Genomic DNA, 20,052 nt, shown 5'->3' with positions numbered 1-20,052 from the left:
TTGGCGGTTCACCCCCCCCCACACAAAACACCCACCCCCCCCCGGGGAGGACGTGTTGGGGCCCCCCTCCCCCCCCCCCCCCCTACTCCCCCCCCCCCCCCCCCCCCCCCCCCCACGGCGTTTCAGGAGTCCTCGCCCGTTTCGGGTGTGCCCTGCCCGCGCTCACGCTCCGCGGCGCCCGGCTCGATCTCGCGCTCCGCGGCGCCCGGCTCGATCTCGCGCTCCGCCGCGCCCTGCCCGCTCTCGCGCTCCGCCGCGCTCTGCTGGATCTCGCGCTCCGCCGCGAAGTGACACGCCGAGTCGTGCGCCGCCGCCCCCGAGAGCCACCCCGGGACCGCGAGCAGCGGGACCTCGGTCGCACAGCGTTCCCGGGCCTTCCAGCAGCGGGTGCGGAACCGGCAGCCGGACGGCGGATTCGCCGGCGACGGTACGTCCCCGGTCAGCACGATCCGCCCCCGGCCACCGCCGGAGAGCGCCGCCTCCCGCGCCGCCGGGTCCGGCACCGGCACCGCGGAGAGCAGCGCCTGGGTGTACGGGTGCGTCGCGTGCTCGTAGATCTCCAGGTCCGTCCCGATCTCCACCAGCTTCCCCAGGTACATCACCCCCACCCGGTCCGAGATGTGCCGCACGATCGAGAGGTCGTGCGCGATGAAGATGTACGACAGCCCGAACTCCCGCTGCAACTGCTCCAGCAGGTTGATCACCTGGGCCTGCACCGACACGTCCAGCGCCGAGACCGGTTCGTCGCAGATGATCACCTCCGGCTTGAGCGCCAGCCCCCGGGCGATCCCGATCCGCTGCCGCTGACCGCCGGAGAACTGGTGCGGATACCGGTTGAGGTACTCCGGGTTCAGCCCGACCACGTCCAGCAGGTCCTGCACCGCCTTGCGCCGGTCGCCCTTCGGTGCCACCTCCGGGTGGATCTCGAACGGCTCCCCGATGATGTCGCCGACCGTCATCCGCGGGTTCAGCGAGGTGTACGGGTCCTGGAAGACCATCTGGATGTTGCGCCGGACCGCCTTCAGCCGGGCCCCGGAGAGCCGGGAGATCTCCTCGCCCTTGTACCGCACCGAGCCCGCGGTGGCCGGTTCCAGGTTCATCAGTACCTTGGCCAGCGTCGACTTGCCGCAGCCGGACTCCCCCACCAGCCCCAGGGTCTCGCCCTTCGCCAGCTCGAAGGAGACCCCGTCCACCGCCCGCACCGCACCGACCTGCTTCTTGAAGACCACCCCCCGGGTCAGCGGGAAGTGCTTGACCAGGTCGCTGACCTGCAGGATCGGCTCGCCGCCGCAGACCGTCCGGGCGAAGGCCGGCACCGCCGAGCGAGCCGCGCCGAGCGCGGTGGCGCCGTCAGCCATGGAGGGTCTCCTTCCAGAAGTGGCAGGCGCTGGCCCGGCCCGGCAGCGGGCTCCCGTCGTCCTCGGTCACCTGGTACAGCGGCGGGAGGGTGGTCCGGCAGAGGTCCTGCGCCCGCGGGCAGCGCGGGCTGAACGGGCAGCCCGGCGGGATCCGCAGCAGGTTGGGCGGCAGGCCCTTGATCGCGTAGAGCTCCCGGCCCTTCCGGTCCAGCCGCGGGATCGAGTCCAGCAGGCCCCGGGTGTAGGGGTGGGCCGGGCGGGCGTACAGCTCGCGCACCGGCGCGGACTCCACGATCCGCCCGGCGTACATCACCGCGATCTTGTCCGCGACGTCCGCCACCACGCCCAGGTCGTGGGTGATCAGGATCAGGCCCATCCGGTACTCGGCCTGCAGCTCGGCGAGCAGGTCCATCACCTGCGCCTGCACGGTGACGTCCAGCGCGGTGGTCGGCTCGTCCGCGATGATCAGGTCCGGCTCCAGGGCCAGCGCCATCGCGATCATGATCCGCTGTCGCATGCCGCCGGAGAACTGGTGCGGGTAGTCCCCCACCCGCTGCGCCGCCGCCGGGATCCGCACCCGTTCCATCAGCGCCACGGCCTTCGCCCGGGCGTCCTTGCGGGAGAGCCCGCGGTGCACCCGGAACAGCTCGCCGAGCTGGGCGCCGACCGTGTGCACCGGGTTGAGCGCGGAGAGCGCGTCCTGGAAGACCATCGCCAACTGCGACCCGCGGATCCGGCGGCGCTCCTCCTGGCCGAGGGTCAGCAGGTCGCGGCCCTTGAAGAGGATCCGCCCGCCGGTGACGAAGCCGGGCGGGCTGTCCAGGATGCCCATCACGGCCTGCGCCGAGACGGACTTGCCGGAGCCCGACTCGCCCAGGATGGCCAGCGTCTCGCCGGCCCGGACCGAGTAGTCGACGCCGTTGACCGCCTTGGCCACCCCGTCCCGGGTGCGGAACTCCACGTGCAGCCCGCGCACGTCGAGCAGCGGGGCGTCCGGATCGACCGCGCCGGCCGCCGCCCGGGGGTCGGTCCGTTCTGCGCTCACGCTGGTACTCATGGCCCGCCCTCTCTCAGCGCAGCTTGGGGTCGAGCGCGTCGCGGACCGCGTCGCCCAGCATGATGAACGCCAGCACGGTGATGCTCAGCGCCCCCGCCGGGAAGAGCAGCATGTGCGGCGCGTTGCGGAAGGTGTCCGAGGCCGAGGAGATGTCGATGCCCCAGGAGACCGTCGGTGGCTTGAGCCCCACTCCGAGGAAGCTCAGGGTGGCCTCCAGCGAGATGTAGGTGCCCAGCGCGATGGTCGAGACGACGATGATCGGCGCGACCGCGTTCGGCAGGATGTGCCGCAGCATCAGCCGGCCGCTGCCCGCCCCGAGCGCCCGGGCCGCCGTCACGTAGTCCTGCTGTTTGGCGGTGATGACGGCACCGCGGGCGATCCGGGCGATCTGCGGCCAGCCGAGCACCACGATGAACGCCACCACGATCCAGATCGACTGGCCGGGGATGACCGAGAGGAAGACCAGCCCGCCGAGCAGGATCGGGATGCCGAAGAAGACGTCGGCGATCCGCGAGATGACCGAGTCGAACCAGCCGCCGAAGAAGCCGGCCAGGCCGCCGAGCACGGTGCCGGCGAGGGCCGAGCCCGCGGTGGCGCAGACGCCGACGGTGATCGAGGCCCGGGCGCCGTGGACCGTCCGGGCGTACACGTCGCAGCCCTGGGTGTCGAAGCCGAACGGGTGGCCCGCGGCGGGCCCCTCCTGCGACCGGAAGAGGTCGCACTTCAGCGGGTCGGTGGAGGTGAGCAGGCCGGGCCAGATCGCCATCAGCAGCAGGAAGAGGATCAGCACCCCGGAGACCAGGAAGACCGGGTTGCGCCGCAGGTCGCGCCAGGCGTCCTGCCAGAGGCTGCGCGGCTCCATCCGCTGGTCGCCGGCCGGGGCCTCGGGATGGTCCGTCAACCGCTCCGCCTTGATTAAAGTCTGACCTTCCATGGTGCCGAGGTCGAAGGTGCGGTTCTCGATCGCGCTCGGCATCTCCTCGGCCTCGGTGCCGGCGTCCGCGAGCGGGTCCGACTCGGAGTACCGCTCCTGGTCAGGCATACCGGATCCTCGGGTCCAGGACCGCGTAGAGCAGGTCGACGAGCAGGTTGGCCGCCAGGAAGACGATCACCAGCACGGTCACGAAGCCGACCACGGTGTTGCTGTTCTGCCGGACGATACCCTGGTAGAGGTAGAAGCCCACGCCGTGGATGTTGAAGATCCGCTCGGTCACCAGCGCGCCGCCCATCAGCGCGCCCAGGTCGGTGCCGAGGAAGGTGACCACCGGGATCAGCGAGTTGCGCAGCAGGTGGTTGACCACCACCCGGCGCCGGGGCAGTCCCTTGGCCACCGCGGTGCGCACGTAGTCCGCCCGGGAGTTCTCCGCGACGGTGGTCCGGGTGAGCCGGGCGACGTACGCCAGCGAGACCGAGGCGAGCACCAGACCGGGCAGCAGCAGCGACTGCAGGTTCAGCTCCTCGCCGGCGGTGGCCGGCAGGATCCCCCACTTCACCCCGACCAGGTACTGCAGCACGTAGCCGGTGACGAAGGTCGGGATCGAGATCACGATCAGGGTGAGGGCGAGCACCGTGCTGTCCGCCAGCCGGCCCCGGCGCAGGCCGCTGAGCAGCCCGAGCGCGATGCCGAGGACCACCTCGATGACGAAGGCCACCGCGGTGAGCCGGAGCGTGGTCGGGTAGGCGGAGGCCAGCAGCGAGGTCACCGGCTGGCCGCTGAAGGTGGTCCCGAAGTCCCAACGGAACAGGTTGCCCATGTACTTGACGTACTGCAGCCAGAGCGGGTCGTTGAGGTTGTACTCGGCTCTGATCTGCGCCGCGACCGCCGGGTCGGGCGCCTTGTCACCGAAGAGCGCGTTGACCGGGTCGCCCAGCGCGTGCACCATGACGAAGATCAGGAAGGTGGTCCCGATGAACACCGGGATCATCTGGAGCAGCCGCCTGATGACGTAACGTCCCATTGTCGTCGGCTACTTGACGGTGACGTTGGTGTAGACCGGGACACTGAACGGGTCGAGCATCACGTTCGAGACCCGGGACGACCAGCCGGCCGTGCCGTTCTGGTACCAGAGCGGGATCGCCGGCATGTCGGTCACCAGCAGCTTCTCCGCGTCCTGGAAGACGCTGACCGCCGTGCCCTGGTCGGGCTCCGCGTTGGCCTTGTTGACCAGCGCGTCGAACTGCGGGTTGCCGTAGTGCGAGTCGTTGGAGGAGGCGCCGGTGGTGAAGATCGGCTGCAGGAAGTCCTGGATCAGCGGGTAGTCCATCTGCCAGCCGGTCCGGAACGGCCCGGTCATCTGCTTGCCGGTGATCTGGTTGCGGAAGTCGGCGAAGGTGCCGACCGGCCGCCCGACGCACGAACTCGTGTTGCCCATCGTGTTGTTGATGCTGTTGCAGACCGCGTCGACCCACTCCTTGTGCGGGCCGTCGGCGTTGTAGCTGATGCTCAGCTGGCCGCCGGGGAACCCACCGCCCTGCTGGATCAGCGCCTTGGCCTTGGCCGCGTCGTAGGTGCAGGCGTCCCCGCAGAGGCCCTCCTTGAAGCCGCCGGAGTCACCCAGCACCGGGGAGGTCCAGTCGGTGGCCGGGGTGCGGGTGCCGTTGAAGACCACCTTGGTGATGGCGGCCCGGTCGATCGCCATCGAGATGCCCCGGCGGACCATCGCCCCGTTGTTCCCGCTCCACTGCGGCTGGTTGAGCGGGAACGAGAGGGTCTGGTTGATGCCCGCCGGCTGGTTCAGGTAGCGGCCGTCGAGGTCGGTCTGGACGGTCTTCAGCGCGCTGTTCGGCAGGCCGTTGTCGATGTCCAGGTTGCCCGAGAGCAGGTCGGCGTAGGCGGCGTTGGTGTCGGTGTAGACCTTCAGGTTGATGCCGCCGTTCTGCGGCTTGTTGGTCCCGCCGTAGCCCGGGTTGGGCCGCAGCTGCATCTGCTGGCTGCGGGTCCACGAGGTGATCTGGTACGGGCCGTTGCCGATCGGCTTGTTGAGGTAGCCCGCGTGGTCGCTGAAGAACGCCCGGGGCAACGGGAAGTAGGCGGTGTAGCCGAGGGTCTGCGGCCAGGTGGAGAACTTCTGGCTCAGCGCGACGGTGAAGGTGTTGTCGTCGACCACCTTCAGACCCGACATGGTCTGCGCGGTGGGCGAACCGGAGGCCGGCGCCACGTCGTCGTAGCCCTGGACGTACTGGAAGAAGCTGGCGTTGACCTGCTTGTTGGTGATCAGCGCGCCGTAGTTCCAGGCGTCCACGTAGGAGCTCGCGGTGACCGGGGTGCCGTCGCTGAACCGCCAACCGGGCTTGAGCTTGACGGTCCAGTTCTGCTGGTCGGCGGTGGTGATCGAGTCGGCGTTGGCGTTGTAGGCCTTGCTGGTCCTGGGGTCGTACCCGACCAGCCCGGTGAAGATCATGCCCTCGACCGCGCCGCCGTTCACCTCGTTGGTGTTGGCCGGTTCCAACGGGTTCTGCGGATCGCCCCACCAGGCCTGCACGACGCCGTCGGCGCCCCCGCTGCCGCCGGGCCCGTTCTTGCTGCTGCACCCGCTGACCGCCACGGCCACCGCGGTGGTGGCGATCACTGCCCAGCGCACTCGGGCGGCTGCGGGCATGGGGGACCTCCTCCGGGATGTGCGTCACCTCACATCCCATCAGAAGTGCCCGCCTCCACCGCCGCACCCGGGGTGCGCCGGCGGGGTGGGGCGCTACCGCCGAACGGGTAGAGCGCCGTCGGCCGGCTCCCCACCAGGGGAAGCCGGCCGACGGAACGAGCTGACGGAGGTCAGTTCTTCTTGGCGCGCGAGGCGGCGCGACCGCGGTCCTTCTGGTCCAGGACGACCTTGCGGATGCGCACGGTCTCCGGGGTGACCTCGATGCACTCGTCGTCGCGGCAGAACTCCAGCGACTGCTCCAGCGAGAGCTTGCGCGGCGGCACGATGGACTCCGCCACATCGGCCGTGGAGGAGCGCATGTTGGTGAGCTTCTTCTCCTTGGTGATGTTGACGTCCATGTCGTCCGAGCGCGAGTTCTCGCCGACGATCATGCCCTCGTAGACCTCGGTGCCCGGGTCGCAGAAGAGCACGCCGCGCTCCTGCAGGTTGGTCATCGCGAAGGCGGTCACCACGCCGGCCCGGTCGGCCACCAGCGAGCCGTTGTTGCGGGTGCGCAGCTCGCCGAACCACGGCTCGTGGCCCTCGAAGATCGAGTGCGCGATGCCGGTGCCGCGGGTCTGGGTGAGGAACTCGGTGCGGAACCCGATCAGGCCGCGGGACGGGACGATCCACTCCATCCGGATCCAGCCGGAGCCGTGGTTGGTCATCGTCTCCATCCGGCCCTTGCGGGTCGCCATCAGCTGGGTGATCGCGCCCAGGTGCTCCTCGGGGGAGTCGATGGTCATCCGCTCGATCGGCTCGTGGGTCTTGCCGTTGATCTCCTTGGTGACCACCTCGGGCTTGCCGACGGTCAGCTCGAAGCCCTCCCGGCGCATGGTCTCGACCAGGATCGCCAGCGCCAGCTCGCCACGGCCCTGGACCTCCCAGGCGTCCGGGCGCTCGGTCGGCAGCACGCGCAGCGAGACGTTACCGACCAGCTCGCGGTCCAGGCGGTCCTTGACCAGGCGGGCGGTGACCTTGTGGCCCTTGCCGCCCTTGCCGACCAGCGGCGAGGTGTTGGTGCCGATGGTCATCGAGATGGCCGGCTCGTCCACCGTGATCAGCGGCAGCGCGATCGGGTTCTCCGGGTCGGCCAGGGTCTCGCCGATCATGATCTCCGGGATGCCGGCGACCGCGCAGATGTCACCCGGGCCCGCCTTCTCGGCCGGCTTGCGGGTGAGCGCCTCGGTCATCAGCAGCTCGGTGATGCGGACGTTCTGGATCGAGCCGTCACGCTTGATCCACGCGACGGTCTGGCCCTTCTTGAGCTCGCCCTGCTCGACCCGGAGCAGCGCGATGCGGCCGAGGAAGTTGTCGGCGTCCAGGTTGGTGACGTGCGCCTGGAGCGGGGCCTCGTCGTCGTAGACCGGGGCCGGGACGGTCTCCAGCAGGGTGGAGAAGAACGGCTCCAGGCTGTCGCTGTCGGCCGGGACGGTGCCGTCCTCCGGCTTGGTCAGCGAGGCCACGCCGTCACGGGCGCAGGCGTAGACGATCGGGAACTCGATCTGCTCCTCGGTGGCGTCCAGGTCGAGGAAGAGGTCGTAGGTCTCGTTGATGACCTCGTCGATCCGGGAGTCCGGACGGTCGGTCTTGTTGATGCACAGGATGACCGGCAGCTTGGCGGTCAGCGCCTTGCGCAGCACGAAGCGGGTCTGCGGCAGCGGGCCCTCGGAGGCGTCCACCAGCAGGACGACCGCGTCCACCATCGACAGGCCGCGCTCGACCTCACCGCCGAAGTCGGCGTGGCCGGGGGTGTCGATGATGTTGATGGTGATCGGCGCGCCACCGTCCTTCGGGTGGTACTTGACCGCGGTGTTCTTCGCGAGAATGGTGATGCCCTTCTCGCGCTCCAGGTCGTTCGAGTCCATCATGCGGTCGTCGAGGTGCTGGTGCGCGGCGAAGGCACCGGCCTGCTTGAGCATCGCGTCAACCAGGGTCGTCTTGCCGTGGTCGACGTGGGCGACGATAGCTACGTTGCGGATGTCGTTGCGCGTGGGCATGCGGAGCGAACTCTCCCGGAGTCGTGGGTTACGGCGCCCCGGCTGCGGCCTGCTGGCCGCCCATTCCCTTACCGGTCCACCCGCCGGGCAGGACATGCCTCGGCTGGTCCTATGGTACGTGTCCCGGCCAAGAGTGGCGGATTCGGGCAGGTCACCCCGGTCTCCGGCGGCTCAGTGCCGGAATCCCAGATCCTGGAAGCGCGGCCAGCCGAAGCCGTAGGCGCCCACCCCGGCCACCCCGTCACGGACCGCGACCAGCTCGGGACGCTGGAAGAGCGGGACCGAGTGGCCCAGCTGCCAGATCCGGGCGTCGGCCTGCTGGAGGATCTTCAGCCGGGCCTTCTGGTCGGCCTCGCCGGCCGCCCGGTCGAACAGTCGGTCGATCTCCTCGGTGCCGGTGCCGCCGTAGTTCAGCGCGTTCGTGGGCCGGCCGTCCACACCCGGGCGGGGCTTGGCGTAGACCGCGCGCTCGTCCTCCGCCGGGAACGCGGCGGCCGGCCAGGAGAACAGCGCGAGGTCCCAGTCCCGCCCGGCCAGCTGGTCGTGGAAGCTGTCGGCCGGGGCGGCCTCCGGGTGGACCGCGATCCCGGCCGGGGCCAGGCCGGCCACCAGGGCTTCGGCCGCGCGGTGGGCGGTGGCGGAGCCGTCCGGGTAGAGCAGGTTCAGGTCCAGGTGCAACTGCTTGGCGGTCGCCGCGAGCGCGCCGCTGTTGTCCTGGTAGCCCTCCTGGTCGGCCATCAGCAGGTGGTTGCCGAGCGGGACGACCGGCAGGCCGAGCGGGCGCAGCGCGGCCTCGGCCACCGCACGGCGGTCCACCGCGGCGGCCACCGCGCGCCGCACGGCCGGGTCGGCGAGCGGGCCGTGCACGCCGTTCAGGGTCAGCTGGGTGAACGCCGCGGCCGCCGCCCGGTGCAGGGTGATCCCGGGCAGCGACTCGACGCGCTTGAGCGCCCGCGCCGAGGAGTCCACCGCGTCGGCCGACTGCGCGGCGCCCGGGCGGTCGATGACCCCCTCCACCGCGGCGACGTCCACGGCGCCCTTGCTCAGCGCGTCCAGCCGGTCGGACGTGGCCAGGAAGTCGATCCCGTCGACCTTCGCCGGCGCACCCCACCAGTGCGGGTTGCGCACCAGCGAGGCGCGGCCTTCCTTGGCGTCCAGCGACTTCAGCACCAGCGGGCCGGCCGAGGCCGGCAGGCCGGCCGCCGGGTAGAGCGGGGCGAACAGGCCGCGCCAGGAGGCGTAGGGCCGCTTGAAGACCACCTTCACCTGGTGCGGCTCGGCACCCGGTCCGACCGAGGCGATCGCCGCGTACCCGGGGTGGGTGGCCTGCCGCGCCTTCCACTGGGCCGCGAAGTCCTCGACCGAGAGCGGCTTGCCGTCGCTCCAGACGGCCTTCGGGTTGAGCCGGTAGGTGACCGTCTGCGGCGCCTGGCCGCCGCCGCTCACCTCGGCGCCGTCCAGGTAGTCCGGATCCGCGGTGGGCCGGCCCCGTTCGTCCACCCGGAACAGGCTGGGCAGCAGGGCGTGCGCGATCAGCGCGTCGTCGGCGGTGGCGGTGGGCCGGAAGACGTCGAGCGAGGCGGAGACCGAGTCCACCGCCCAGCGCAACGTCCCGCCGTCCCGCACCGCCGCCCGGTCACCCGGGCTGAGATCCGAGGCGGACGAGGTGGGCGATTCGGACGGCGGCGTGGCGGTGCACCCCGCCAGCACGCCGAGGGTCGCGGCGGCGGTGAACATGCGGCGCAGGACCGAGAGCGTGGACATGCGTTCCACTGAACTGCACCACCCACACGACGGACTGACGACACGACAATCTGACACCCGGTCGGCCGAGCGAATCCTGTCAGAAGCCTTCCGATGGAATGTGATCAAGGTCACACTCGCAGGATGACCGCAACGACCACGCGCGCCGAGATACCGGAACGCACGCTACGCACCGACCGCTGGTGGCTGCCGCAGCTCACCACCGCGGCCGGCCTGCTGGTCTTCATCGGCTACTCGACCTGGCGGGCCTTCGAGGGGGCGCACTACTACGCGGCGCCCTACGTCTCGCCGTTCTACTCGCCCTGCCTGGCCGCCCGCTGCGTCCCGATGCGCGGCGGCGCCGACTGGGCGGTGGTCGGCGACTGGTGGCGGCTCTCCCCCGCGCTGCTGGTGCTGGTGTTCCCGCTCGGCTTCCGGCTGACCTGCTACTACTACCGCAAGGCGTACTACCGGGCGTTCTGGGCCTCCCCGCCGGCCTGCGCGGTGGGCGAGCAGCACGCCCGCTACACCGGGGAGACCCGGTTCCCGCTGATCCTGCAGAACCTGCACCGCTACTTCTTCTACCTGGCGATCCCGGTGGCCGGGATCCTCACGTACGACGCCGTGCTCGGGTTCCGCAACGCGGCCGGCCAGTGGGGGCACGCCGGCCTGGGCACCCTGGTGCTGCTCGGCAACGTCGCGCTGATCTGGGCGTACACGCTCTCCTGCCACTCCTGCCGGCACATCGTCGGCGGCCGGCTGCGGCACTTCTCCCGGCACCCGGTGCGCTACCGCGCCTGGCAGCTGGTCGGCCGGCTGAACGCCCGGCACATGCAGCTGGCCTGGCTCTCGCTGGCCTCGGTGGGCCTGGCCGACCTGTACGTCTACCTGGTCTCGTCCGGCGCCTTCGCCGACCCGAAGCTCTTCTGAGAGGAGCCTGCATGGACAGCTACGACGTGGTGGTGGTCGGCGCGGGCGGAGCCGGGCTGCGGGCCGCGATCGAGGCGCGCGAGCAGGGCATGCGGGTCGCGGTGATCTGCAAGTCGCTCTTCGGCAAGGCGCACACGGTGATGGCGGAGGGCGGGATCGCCGCCGCGATGGGCAACGTCAACGGCGGCGACGGCTGGCAGGTGCACTTCCGCGACACCATGCGCGGCGGCAAGTTCCTCAACCACTGGCGGATGGCCGAGCTGCACGCCAAGGAGGCGCCGGAGCGGGTCTGGGAGCTGGAGACCTGGGGCGCGCTCTTCGACCGGACCGCGGACGGCCGGATCTCCCAGCGCAACTTCGGCGGCCACGAGTACCCACGGCTCGCCCACGTCGGCGACCGGACCGGGCTGGAGCTGATCCGCACCCTGCAGCAGAAGGTGGTCCAGCTCCAGCAGCGGGACCACCGGGAGACCGGCGACTTCGAGGCCGGGCTCAAGGTCCTCCAGGAGCACACCGTCACCCGGCTGCTGCTCCGCGACGGGAGGATCGCCGGGGTCTTCGGGTACGTCCGGGAGAGCGGGCGGTTCTTCAGCCTGGCCGCGCCGACCGTGGTGCTGGCCACCGGCGGGATCGGGAAGTCGTTCAAGGTGACGTCCAACTCCTGGGAGTACACCGGCGACGGCCACGCGCTGGCGCTGCTGGCCGGCGCCCGGCTGCTGAACATGGAGTTCGTCCAGTTCCACCCCACCGGCATGGTCTGGCCGCCCTCGGTCAAGGGGATCCTGGTCACCGAGTCGGTGCGCGGCGACGGCGGGGTGCTGCGCAACAGCGAGGGCCGCCGGTTCATGTTCGACTACGTGCCCGAGGTCTTCCGCCGCCAGTACGCCGAGACCGAGGCGGAGGCCGACCGCTGGTACACCGACCCGGACACCAACCGCCGCCCGCCCGAGCTGCTGCCCCGCGACGAGGTGGCCCGGGCGATCAACGCCGAGGTCAAGGCCGGCCGCGGCACCGCGCACGGCGGGGTCCACCTGGACGTCTCCAGTCGGCTGCCGGCCGAGGAGATCATCCGCCGGCTGCCCTCGATGCACCACCAGTTCAAGGAGCTGGCGGACGTGGACATCACCCGCGAGCCGATGGAGGTCGGGCCCACCTGCCACTACGTGATGGGCGGTGTCGAGGTGGACCCGGACACCGCGGCCAGCCCGACCGTCCCCGGCCTGTTCGCGGCGGGCGAGGTGGCCGGCGGCATGCACGGCTCCAACCGGCTCGGCGGCAACTCGCTCTCCGACCTGCTGGTCTTCGGTCGCCGGGCCGGACTGCACGCGGCCCGGTACGCGGCAGGACTGACGGACCGTCCAGTGCCCGAGCGAGCCGAGCTGGACGCGGCGGCGGCCGAGGCACTGGCCCCCTTCGACGAGGGCACCGAGAACCCGTACGCGCTGCACCAGGAGCTCCAGCAGACCATGAACGACCTGGTCGGCATCATCCGCCGGGCGGGCGAGATGAAACAGGCGCTGGAGCGCCTCGCCGTGCTGCGCGACCGGGCCGCCCGGCTCTCGGTGGAGGGCCACCGGCAGTTCAACCCCGGCTGGCACCTGGCCCTGGACCTGCGCAACATGCTGCTGGTCTCGGAGTGCGTGGCACAGGCCGCGCTGCTGCGCCGGGAGAGCCGTGGCGGACACACCCGCGAGGACTGGCCCGGGATGGACCGCGACTGGCGCCGGGTCAACCTGGTCTGCGGTCTGGGCCCGGAGGGCGTCCGGGTGGCCCGGCAGGCCAACCCGCCGATCCGGCCGGACCTGCTGGCCCTGTTCGGCCAGGCGGAACTGGCGAAGTACCTCACCCCGGAGGAACTCGCCGAAGCGAGTGACAGGCAGGACGAGCAGCGCGGGCAGGCCGAGCAGGAGGGGGAGGGCCGATGAGCCAGCAGGCCGAGTTCCGCATCTGGCGCGGCGAGGGCGGGCGGGGCGGCTTCGCCTCGTACCAGGTGGAGGTCAACGAGGGCGAGGTGGTGCTCGACCTGGTGCACCGGCTGCAGGCCACCCAGGCGCCCGACCTCGCGGTCCGCTGGAACTGCAAGGCGGGCAAGTGCGGCTCGTGCAGCGCCGAGGTCAACGGGCGGCCACGGCTGCTCTGCATGACCCGGATGTCCACCCTGCCGGCCGGCGAGCCGGTGGTGCTCACCCCGCTGCGGGCCTTCCCCTCGGTACGCGACCTGGTCACCGACGTCTCGTTCAACTACGCCAAGGCCCGCGAGGTGCCGGCCTTCGTGCCGCCGGACGGGCTGGCGCCCGGCGAGTACCGGATGCGGCAGGAGGACGTGCAGCGCTCGCAGGAGTTCCGCAAGTGCATCGAGTGCTTCCTCTGCCAGGACACCTGCCACGCGGTGCGCGACCACGAGGAGAACCACGGCGCGTTCGCCGGACCGCGGTTCCTGATGCGGGTGGCCGAGCTGGACATGCACCCGCTGGACGCCGCCGCCGAGACCGGGCTGGACCGCCGGGCGACCGCCCAGGACGTGCACGGGCTCGGCTACTGCAACATCACCAAGTGCTGCACCGAGGTCTGCCCCGAGCACATCCGGATCACCGACAACGCGCTGATCCCGCTCAAGGAGCGGGTCGCCGACCGCAAGTACGACCCGCTGGTCTGGCTCGGCTCGAAGATCGGGCTGCGCCGGCCGGGGCCGTAGCCGGCGACCGGTCGCCCTGGCCGGCCGCCGCCTCGGTCGGCCAGGGCATCCACGTCGGTCAGGGCGTCAGCTCGAACCAGACGATCTTGCCGTGCGGGGTCCGCCGGCTGCCCCAGCGCTCGGCCAGCAGGCTGACCAGCTGGAGGCCGCGGCCGCCCTCGTCGGTCTCCTGGGCGCGGCGCCGGCGGGGCTGTGCGTAGCCGTCGTCCCAGACCTCGCAGACCACCGTGCTGTCGCGCAGCAACCGCAACCGGATGTCGCCCCGGCCGTGCCGCAGCGCGTTCGTCACCAGCTCGCTGACCAGCAGCTCGGTGGTGTCCACCAGCTCGTCCAGGCCGCGCACCAGCAGCCAGCCGCAGGCCAGTTCGCGGGCCTTGGCGACCGAGGTGGGCTCGGGCGGCAGCCGCCAGTCGCCGACCGCGTCCTCCGGGAAGGCCCGGACCCGGGCCATCAGCAGGGCGATGTCGTCCTCGCCGTGGTGCGGGTCGAGCTCGCTGAGCACCTCGTCGCAGAGCGTCTCCAGCACCGGGGTACCGGCCTGCAGGGCCTTCCGGAAGGCCAGCAGGCCCTCGTCCAGCTGGTGCTTGCGCGACTCCACCAGGCCGTCGGTGTAGAGGCCGAGCAGGGCGCCGTCCGGCAGCACCAGGGTGACCTCCTCGAACGGCTCGCCGCCGACGCCCAGCGGCAGCCCGGGCGGCACGTCCAGCATCCGGGCGACCGGTGTGGGATCGGCGCCGCCGACGGGGCTGAGCAGCACCGGCGGCAGGTGGCCGGCGTTGGCGAAGACGCAGCGCCTGGTCACCGCGTCGAAGACGGCGTAGACGCAGGTGGCCAGGTAGACCTCGGGGGCGTCGCCGCCGGCCGGCTGGGCCGGCTTGCCGTAGCCGGTCAGCGTGGTCGGGCCCGGGTCGCCCAGCCCGCGGGCGATCTCGTCCAGCGCGCCGAGCACCTCGGCCGGCTCCAGGTCGAGCATCGCCAGCGTCCGCACCGCGGTGCGCAACTGACCCATCGCCACGGCGGCCCGCAGCCCACGGCCCATCACGTCGCCGATCACCAGCGCGGTGCGGTGGCCGGGCAGCGGGATCACGTCGAACCAGTCGCCGCCGACCTCGGTGTTGTTGTTGCTCGGCCGGTAGCGGCAGGCGATCTCCAGCCCGGCGGCCTCCGGGTTGCCGGGGGGCAGCAGGCTGCGCTGGAGGATCAGCGCGCGCTCGTGCTCGCGGCGGTAGAGCCGGGCGTTGTCGACGCAGACCGCGGCGCGGGCGGCGATCTCCTCGGCGATCGCGACGTCCCGGGCGTCGAAGGGCTCGCTGCCGATCGCCCGGGAGAGCTGGATCAGGCCGAGCACGACGTCCCGGGCGACCAGCGGCACCACCAGGGTGCTGCGCAGCAGCGGGTCCGGGCCGGGCTCGGGGATGGCGCTGCGGCCGGTCCGCAGCGCCCTGGCGTGCGGCGAGCGCGGCGGGTAGCAGAGCGTCCCGCCGGCCTCCGCGGTGGGCAACTGGGCGTCGGTGGGGAGGGCTTCACCACCCAGCACCGAGGCGGCACCACCGACCACCGAGGAGACCGCCACCCGGCGCAGCTCGCCGCTGCCGTCGTAGGGCGCGCCGTACGGTCCGGGGCCGGTGGGGCTGAGCGAGGGGCCGCTCTCGCCGGAGAGCAGCGCCGAGTACAGGTCGACCGTGGCCAGGTCGCAGAACTGCGGGACCACCACGTCGAGCAGTTCCTTGGCGGTGGTCTCCAGGTCGAGGGTCGAGCCGATGTGCGCGCTGGCCTCGTTGACCAGGGCGAGGTTGCGCCGGACGCCGGCCGCCTCGCGCTCGGCCACATGCCGGCTGGTGACGTCCTGCACCTGGCCGGCCACGCCCATCGGGCGCTCGCCGGGGCCGGAGAGCCGGTAGAGCGAGATCGCCCAGCGGCGGTTGCCGTCCCGGGTCGGCACCGCGCCACTGAACCGCAGGTCCACCACCGGGTCGCCGGTGTCCAGCACCTGACGCAGCGCCGCCTGCAGGCGCTCGGCCTCGGAGGCCGAGAAGAGGTCGTGCGGGGTGAGGCCCTCCAGCCCCTCGGGCTCGACGCCGACCGCCTCGGCGAAGGCCCGGTTCACCCGTTGCAGCTTGAGCTGCCGGTCGAAGAGGAAGAAGCCGCTCGGGGTCTGCCCGAAGACCGCCTCGGAGGCGGCCAGGTCGGTCTCGATCCGGCGGAGCTTGCCCAGGTCGACGGCGAGACAGAGCGCGCCGGGGCTGCCGTCGGCCGTCGGGTCGCCGTCGGCCACGGTGGGGCCGTCCCGGTCGGCGCGGTCGGCCTCCCGGCCGGAGCCGGTGGCGGGCATCAGGTAGACCTCGGCCAGGCCCTCCGCGCCCTCGCGGTCCCGGTACGGGACGGTGCCGACCCACTCCTCGCCGGCCAGCGTCCGCGCCAGCCGCTCCCGGCCGCGCCGCCACAGCTCGCGCGGGACCAGGGTGGTCACCGGGTCGGCGCCGACCACCTCGGCGGCCGGCAGCTCGAAGAAGTCGGCGGCCCGGTCGCTCCACTGGCTGATCCGGCCGTCCGGACCGATCGCGAAGGTGGCGACCCGGATGTACTCGTAGATCGACCCCGGATCGCTGTGGCCCCAACGGGACCGGTCCGGGGCCTGGCCCGAAACGGTGGCGGCGGCGGGATCCGCGGGCGGCGGGACCGTCTCCGCGGCACCGCCGGCCCTGGCGCCCGGCTGCCCGGGTACGGCGGCATGGCCACCACCAGTCAGCGCTTCCCGCGCCGGCATGCTGTTCAAGGACCGACCCCTCCAACCCGCGCCCATCCGGATGTCGAGAGAACCGAGTATTCATCATCCGGGGGCAGGCGCACACGCCCGCGACATCACAACATCAAATCGAGGGAAGGAATTTGTTCCCAACCCCGCACCACCAGCCTGCCACGTTCGCGCCCCTGGTCCACACCCGTGCGCCCGCCATCATCTTGACATGAACGGGTCTTCACGGACTCCCAGGCCGATCCCCACCTTTCGATTGTTCGTACGATCAATCCGTTCGCATCATTCCCAGGCCGGTTCCCTACCCGGGAATGGCCCGCCGACTCCCACCCGCCACCGCGTCCCGACCCAGTGGCCCGACGCAGTGGCCCGGCCCAGTGGCCCGGCCCAGTGGCCCGGCTCAACCGCCCAGCTCCTGCTCGAACCAGACCACCTTGCCCATCCCCTCCGCGCGGGCGCCCCAGCGCAGCGCCAGGCTGCGGACCAGCTCCAGGCCACGACCGCCCTCGTCCGCCGCGGCGGCGTGCCGCTCCCGCGGCGGGTCGGGCAGCGGGTCGGAGATCTCCACCAGCAAGGTGTCACCGAGCGTCAGCCGTACCCCGATCGGCGCGCTGGCGTACCGGACCGAATTGGTGACCAGCTCGCTCACCAGCAGCTCGGCGACGTCCGTCAGGTCGTCGACCGCCCACTCCTGCAAGGCGCCGCGGACCAGCCGGCGGGCCCGGGAGACCGCGGTGGGCTCCGCCGGGAGCGTCCAGCCGACCGTGCGCGCGCCCTCCTCGCCACGGCCGAGCCGAGCCAGCAGCAGCGCGACGTCGTCCGGCTCGCGGCCCTGCTCCATGGTGTCCAGCACCGCCTCGCAGGCGTGCTGGATCGACAGGTACGGCTTCTCCAGCACCGACTGCAGCCGGCCGAGGCCGACGTCCAGGTCCTTGTCCCGGGACTCCACCAGGCCGTCCGTGCAGAGCGCCAGCACGCTGCCCTCCGGGATCACCAGCTCGACCGCCTCGAACGGGACGCCGCCCACCCCGAGCGGCGCGCCCGAGGGCAGGTCCAGCACCCGCCCCTCGCCGCCCGGCAGCGGGCTGCCGCCCCGGGCCGGGCCGGCCAGCGGCGGCACCACCAGGACCGGCGGGATGTGCCCCGCCTTGGCCACCACCAGCCGCGCGCTGGCCGGGTCGTAGACCGCGTACACGCAGGTGGCCAGCAGCGCCTCGTCCGGGCCCTGGGCCAGGTCGTCGGCCAGCTCGTGGACGTGCCGCAGCAGCACGTCGGGCGGCAGGTCCAGGGCGGCCAGCACCCGGACCGCGGTGCGCAGCCGGCCCATCGTGGCGGCGGCCCGCAGGCCGTGGCCCATCACGTCGCCGACCACCAGCGCGGTGCGGTCACCGGGCAGCGGGATCACGTCGAACCAGTCGCCGCCGACCTCGGTGCCGCTGCTGCCGGGGACGTAGCGGTAGGCCACCTCGACCCCGGTGGGCTGCGGGACCTGCTGCGGCAACAGGGTCCGTTGCAGGGTCAGCGCGGCAGTGCGCTCGCGGGCGTAGAGCCGGGCGTTGTCCAGCGAGCTGCCGGCCCGGTCGGCCAGCTCCACCGAGAAGGCCAGGTCGTCGCGGTCGAAGGCCTCCCGGCGGCCGGCCCGGCTGAGCACCAGCAGCCCGATCACGATCCCCCGGGCCCGCAGCGGGACCACCAGCATGGAGTGCGCGCCGAGCTCCAGGGCAGCTCGCAGCTTGGGGTCGCCGGGATAGGTGGCATCCTCCAACTCCCCAGTACCGGAAAGGAGTTCTGGCACGCCGGTGCGCAGCACCCGACCGTAGCAGGACTCGTCGGCGAAGGTGATCCGGGCTCCCCGACGGAGCATCACCTCCACCTCCTCGCCGTCCTCGGTGGCCGCCACCCCGAGCTGTAGCAGCGAGGTGCGCCGGTCGTGCGCGTGCCGCGGCAGGTCGTCACCGTGCGCGACCGCCTGCAGCAGGATCACCGAGGCGAAGTCGGCCAGCCGCGGCACCACCGCGCTGGCCAGCTCCTGGGCGATCCGGGAGGCGTCCAGCAGGTCGCCGGCCCGGGAGCCGAACTCGTTCAGCAGCGCCAGCCGGCGGCGGGCGTGCTCGACCTTGGCCACCGCGCGGTAACGGTCGGTCACGTCCATCACGGTGCCGGAGATGCCGAGCACCCTGCCACCGCGGTCGGTCAGCCGGCTGTAGGACATCGAGCGGTAGCCGGAGCGGGCGGTCAGCGGCGAGGCGAGGGTCACGTCGATCACCGGCTCGCCGGTGGCCAGCACCTGGCGCTGGATCACGGTGATCTCGTCGGCGGCGCGCTCGGGCAGGGTCTCGCCGGTGGTCCGGCCGACGTGGTCCTCGGCGGCCACCCCGTTCATCTCGGCCAGGGTCTGGTTGACGGCCGTGTAGCGCAGTTCGGTGTCCAGCACCGCGATGCCGAGCGGGGACTGCTCGAAGAGCGCGTCACGGACCGCGAGGTCCCGCTCGACCGCCTGCAGCGAGCCCGCCTCGGCCAGCGCCACCAGCAGGAACGGGGTGCCGTCGCCGTCCACCAGCAGCGAGATCCGGGCCTCCACCGGGACCCTGCCGCCGTCCCGGTGGCGCAGCTCGGTCAGGCCCTTCCAGCTGCCGGTGCGCAGCGCGGTCGCGAAAGCCGCGCGGGTGTCGGGGACCAGCCGCTCGTCGACCACCAGCTCCTCGATCCGGCGGCCCACCAGGACCTCGCTCGGCCAGCCCAGCAGCTCCTCGGCGGCCGGGCTCCAGAGCGCCACCCGGCCGGCGGTGTCGAGCATCGCGATGGAGACCCGGACCACGTCGAAGAGGCTGCCCCGGGTGCGCTCGGCGGTGTCCACGTCGGGGGTGGGACCGGCGCCGGGGAAGGGCGCGCAGGCGGCGCCGCGCGGGGCGGCGGTGACCGGCTCGACGGGGGCCGGCCGTGGGGGGTTCCCGGCGGTGGTCCTCCGCGACGGCCGGGAGACCCGCAGCCGGGCCCGGGCGGACGCACTGCCGGTGCGCCGTGGGAGGCCACCGACGCCGCTACCCGTACTCGTCACCGACAGGGCCTCCGGGTCTCGGGCGGAGCGTCCGGGCGGGAGGATGCCCGGACAACGTTCGGGTCATCTTTTCCGATTGGCCTACCAGAGTCGCGTCGCCGCGCCGAACGGGCGCCGCGTGGCACCCCGGACCGCTCAACCGACCCGGACCGCTCAACCGACCCGGTCGGCTCGACCGGCTCAGCCGGCGTGACCGGCGAGCAGCCGGGCCACCTCGGGCAGCACCTCGCGGTCGTGCTCCAGCCAGTCCACCTCGGCCAGCTCGTGCGGCCCCAGCCAGCGCAGCTCGGAGTGGTCCTCCAGCGGCTGCGGCTCGCCCGCCAGCAGTTCGGCGGCCCAGATCCGCAGCACCAGCCCGGTCCGGATCGGCCACTCGCCGGGCAGCTGCTCGCCGGCCCGGGCGCGCACCCCCAGCTCCTCGTACAGCTCGCGCTCCAGCGCCTGCTGCTCGGTCTCCCCCGGCTCGGCCTTGCCGCCGGGGAACTCCCATCGCCCGGCCACCTCGGCCGGCGCACTGCGCCTGGCGGCCAGCACCCGACCCCGGTGGATCAGGGCACCGCCGACGACGATCCGGTTCTCCATGCCCCGACCCTACGACGCCGCCGGGACGGCGCGGTGAACCGGGCACACCGGGACGAGGAACACCGCCGCACGCGCGGATTGACGGCCGTTGACCCGGCGTGCGACCGGCGACGGGGAGAACGGCCACCGGGAGGAGGCAGTGCGGGGGGGGGGGGGGGGGGGGGGGGGGGGGGGGGGGGGGGGGGGGGGGGGGGGGGGGGGGGGGGGGGGGGGGGGGGGGGGGGGGGGGGGGGGGG

General features: G+C 72.5%; 13 protein-coding genes. 3 read left to right on the top strand and 10 right to left on the bottom strand.

What is annotated here, in order from left to right:
- Positions 1-122: 122 nt before the first annotated feature.
- The 7 genes from ACZ38L_RS26915 to ACZ38L_RS26885 form a co-directional block, all read right to left on the bottom strand.
- Positions 123-1,358: an ABC transporter ATP-binding protein gene (locus ACZ38L_RS26915; protein ID WP_465697973.1), complete on the bottom strand. Its 1,236-nt coding sequence runs from the start codon at positions 1,356-1,358 to the stop codon at positions 123-125.
- A complete protein-coding gene (locus ACZ38L_RS26910; protein WP_465697971.1) occupies positions 1,351-2,415 on the bottom strand; it encodes an ABC transporter ATP-binding protein in 1,065 nt (354 codons plus the stop codon). Before ACZ38L_RS26910 ends, ACZ38L_RS26915 begins: the two co-directional genes overlap by 8 nt.
- Before the next feature lie 13 nt (positions 2,416-2,428).
- Entirely contained in the window at positions 2,429-3,391 is a 963-nt protein-coding gene (locus ACZ38L_RS26905; protein ID WP_465698022.1) for an ABC transporter permease, read from the bottom strand.
- Between the two features lie 58 nt (positions 3,392-3,449).
- Positions 3,450-4,373, bottom strand: a complete 924-nt coding sequence (locus ACZ38L_RS26900) for an ABC transporter permease (RefSeq protein WP_465697969.1) — start codon at positions 4,371-4,373, stop codon at positions 3,450-3,452.
- 9 nt (positions 4,374-4,382) lie between these two features.
- Positions 4,383-6,014, bottom strand: coding sequence for a peptide ABC transporter substrate-binding protein (locus ACZ38L_RS26895; RefSeq protein ID WP_465697967.1), 1,632 nt, complete (start codon positions 6,012-6,014; stop codon positions 4,383-4,385).
- A gap of 170 nt (positions 6,015-6,184) precedes the next feature.
- Positions 6,185-8,053: a translational GTPase TypA gene (typA, locus tag ACZ38L_RS26890; protein WP_465697965.1), complete on the bottom strand. Its 1,869-nt coding sequence runs from the start codon at positions 8,051-8,053 to the stop codon at positions 6,185-6,187.
- Positions 8,054-8,224: 171 nt separating this feature from the next.
- Positions 8,225-9,817: an ABC transporter family substrate-binding protein gene (locus tag ACZ38L_RS26885; RefSeq protein WP_465697963.1), complete on the bottom strand. Its 1,593-nt coding sequence runs from the start codon at positions 9,815-9,817 to the stop codon at positions 8,225-8,227.
- A gap of 123 nt (positions 9,818-9,940) precedes the next feature.
- On the opposite strand from ACZ38L_RS26885, the gene ACZ38L_RS26880 reads away from it, so the two are divergent.
- From ACZ38L_RS26880 to ACZ38L_RS26870, 3 genes are read left to right on the top strand one after another with little or no spacing between them, the layout of a single operon-like run.
- The gene (locus tag ACZ38L_RS26880) at positions 9,941-10,726 is read left to right on the top strand and encodes a hypothetical protein (protein ID WP_465697961.1); all 786 of its coding nucleotides are present in this window, start codon (positions 9,941-9,943) and stop codon (positions 10,724-10,726) included.
- Between the two features lie 11 nt (positions 10,727-10,737).
- The gene (locus tag ACZ38L_RS26875; RefSeq protein ID WP_465697959.1) at positions 10,738-12,651 is read left to right on the top strand and encodes a fumarate reductase/succinate dehydrogenase flavoprotein subunit; all 1,914 of its coding nucleotides are present in this window, start codon (positions 10,738-10,740) and stop codon (positions 12,649-12,651) included.
- Positions 12,648-13,421, top strand: a complete 774-nt coding sequence (locus ACZ38L_RS26870; protein WP_465697957.1) for a succinate dehydrogenase/fumarate reductase iron-sulfur subunit — start codon at positions 12,648-12,650, stop codon at positions 13,419-13,421. The genes ACZ38L_RS26875 and ACZ38L_RS26870 overlap by 4 nt, the downstream gene beginning before the upstream one ends.
- 58 nt (positions 13,422-13,479) lie before the next feature.
- On the opposite strand, the gene ACZ38L_RS26865 is transcribed toward ACZ38L_RS26870, so the two are convergent.
- The 3 genes from ACZ38L_RS26865 to ACZ38L_RS26855 all read right to left on the bottom strand — a co-directional run bounded on the left by ACZ38L_RS26865 (position 13,480) and on the right by ACZ38L_RS26855 (position 19,816).
- Complete coding sequence (locus ACZ38L_RS26865; protein WP_465697955.1) at positions 13,480-16,197, bottom strand: SpoIIE family protein phosphatase; 2,718 nt, start codon at positions 16,195-16,197, stop codon at positions 13,480-13,482.
- A gap of 379 nt (positions 16,198-16,576) precedes the next feature.
- Positions 16,577-19,234, bottom strand: coding sequence for a SpoIIE family protein phosphatase (locus tag ACZ38L_RS26860; RefSeq protein ID WP_465697953.1), 2,658 nt, complete (start codon positions 19,232-19,234; stop codon positions 16,577-16,579).
- A gap of 180 nt (positions 19,235-19,414) precedes the next feature.
- Positions 19,415-19,816 carry a (deoxy)nucleoside triphosphate pyrophosphohydrolase gene (locus ACZ38L_RS26855; RefSeq protein WP_465697951.1) on the bottom strand — a complete coding sequence of 134 codons (402 nt, stop codon included), beginning with the start codon at positions 19,814-19,816 and terminating at the stop codon, positions 19,415-19,417.
- Between the last annotated feature and the right edge of the window lie 236 nt (positions 19,817-20,052).

This window comes from Kitasatospora sp. NPDC024654 (assembly GCF_055559155.1).
Note: the sequence above shows the minus strand (reverse complement) of the source record. Positions and strands in the feature narration are given on the sequence as shown.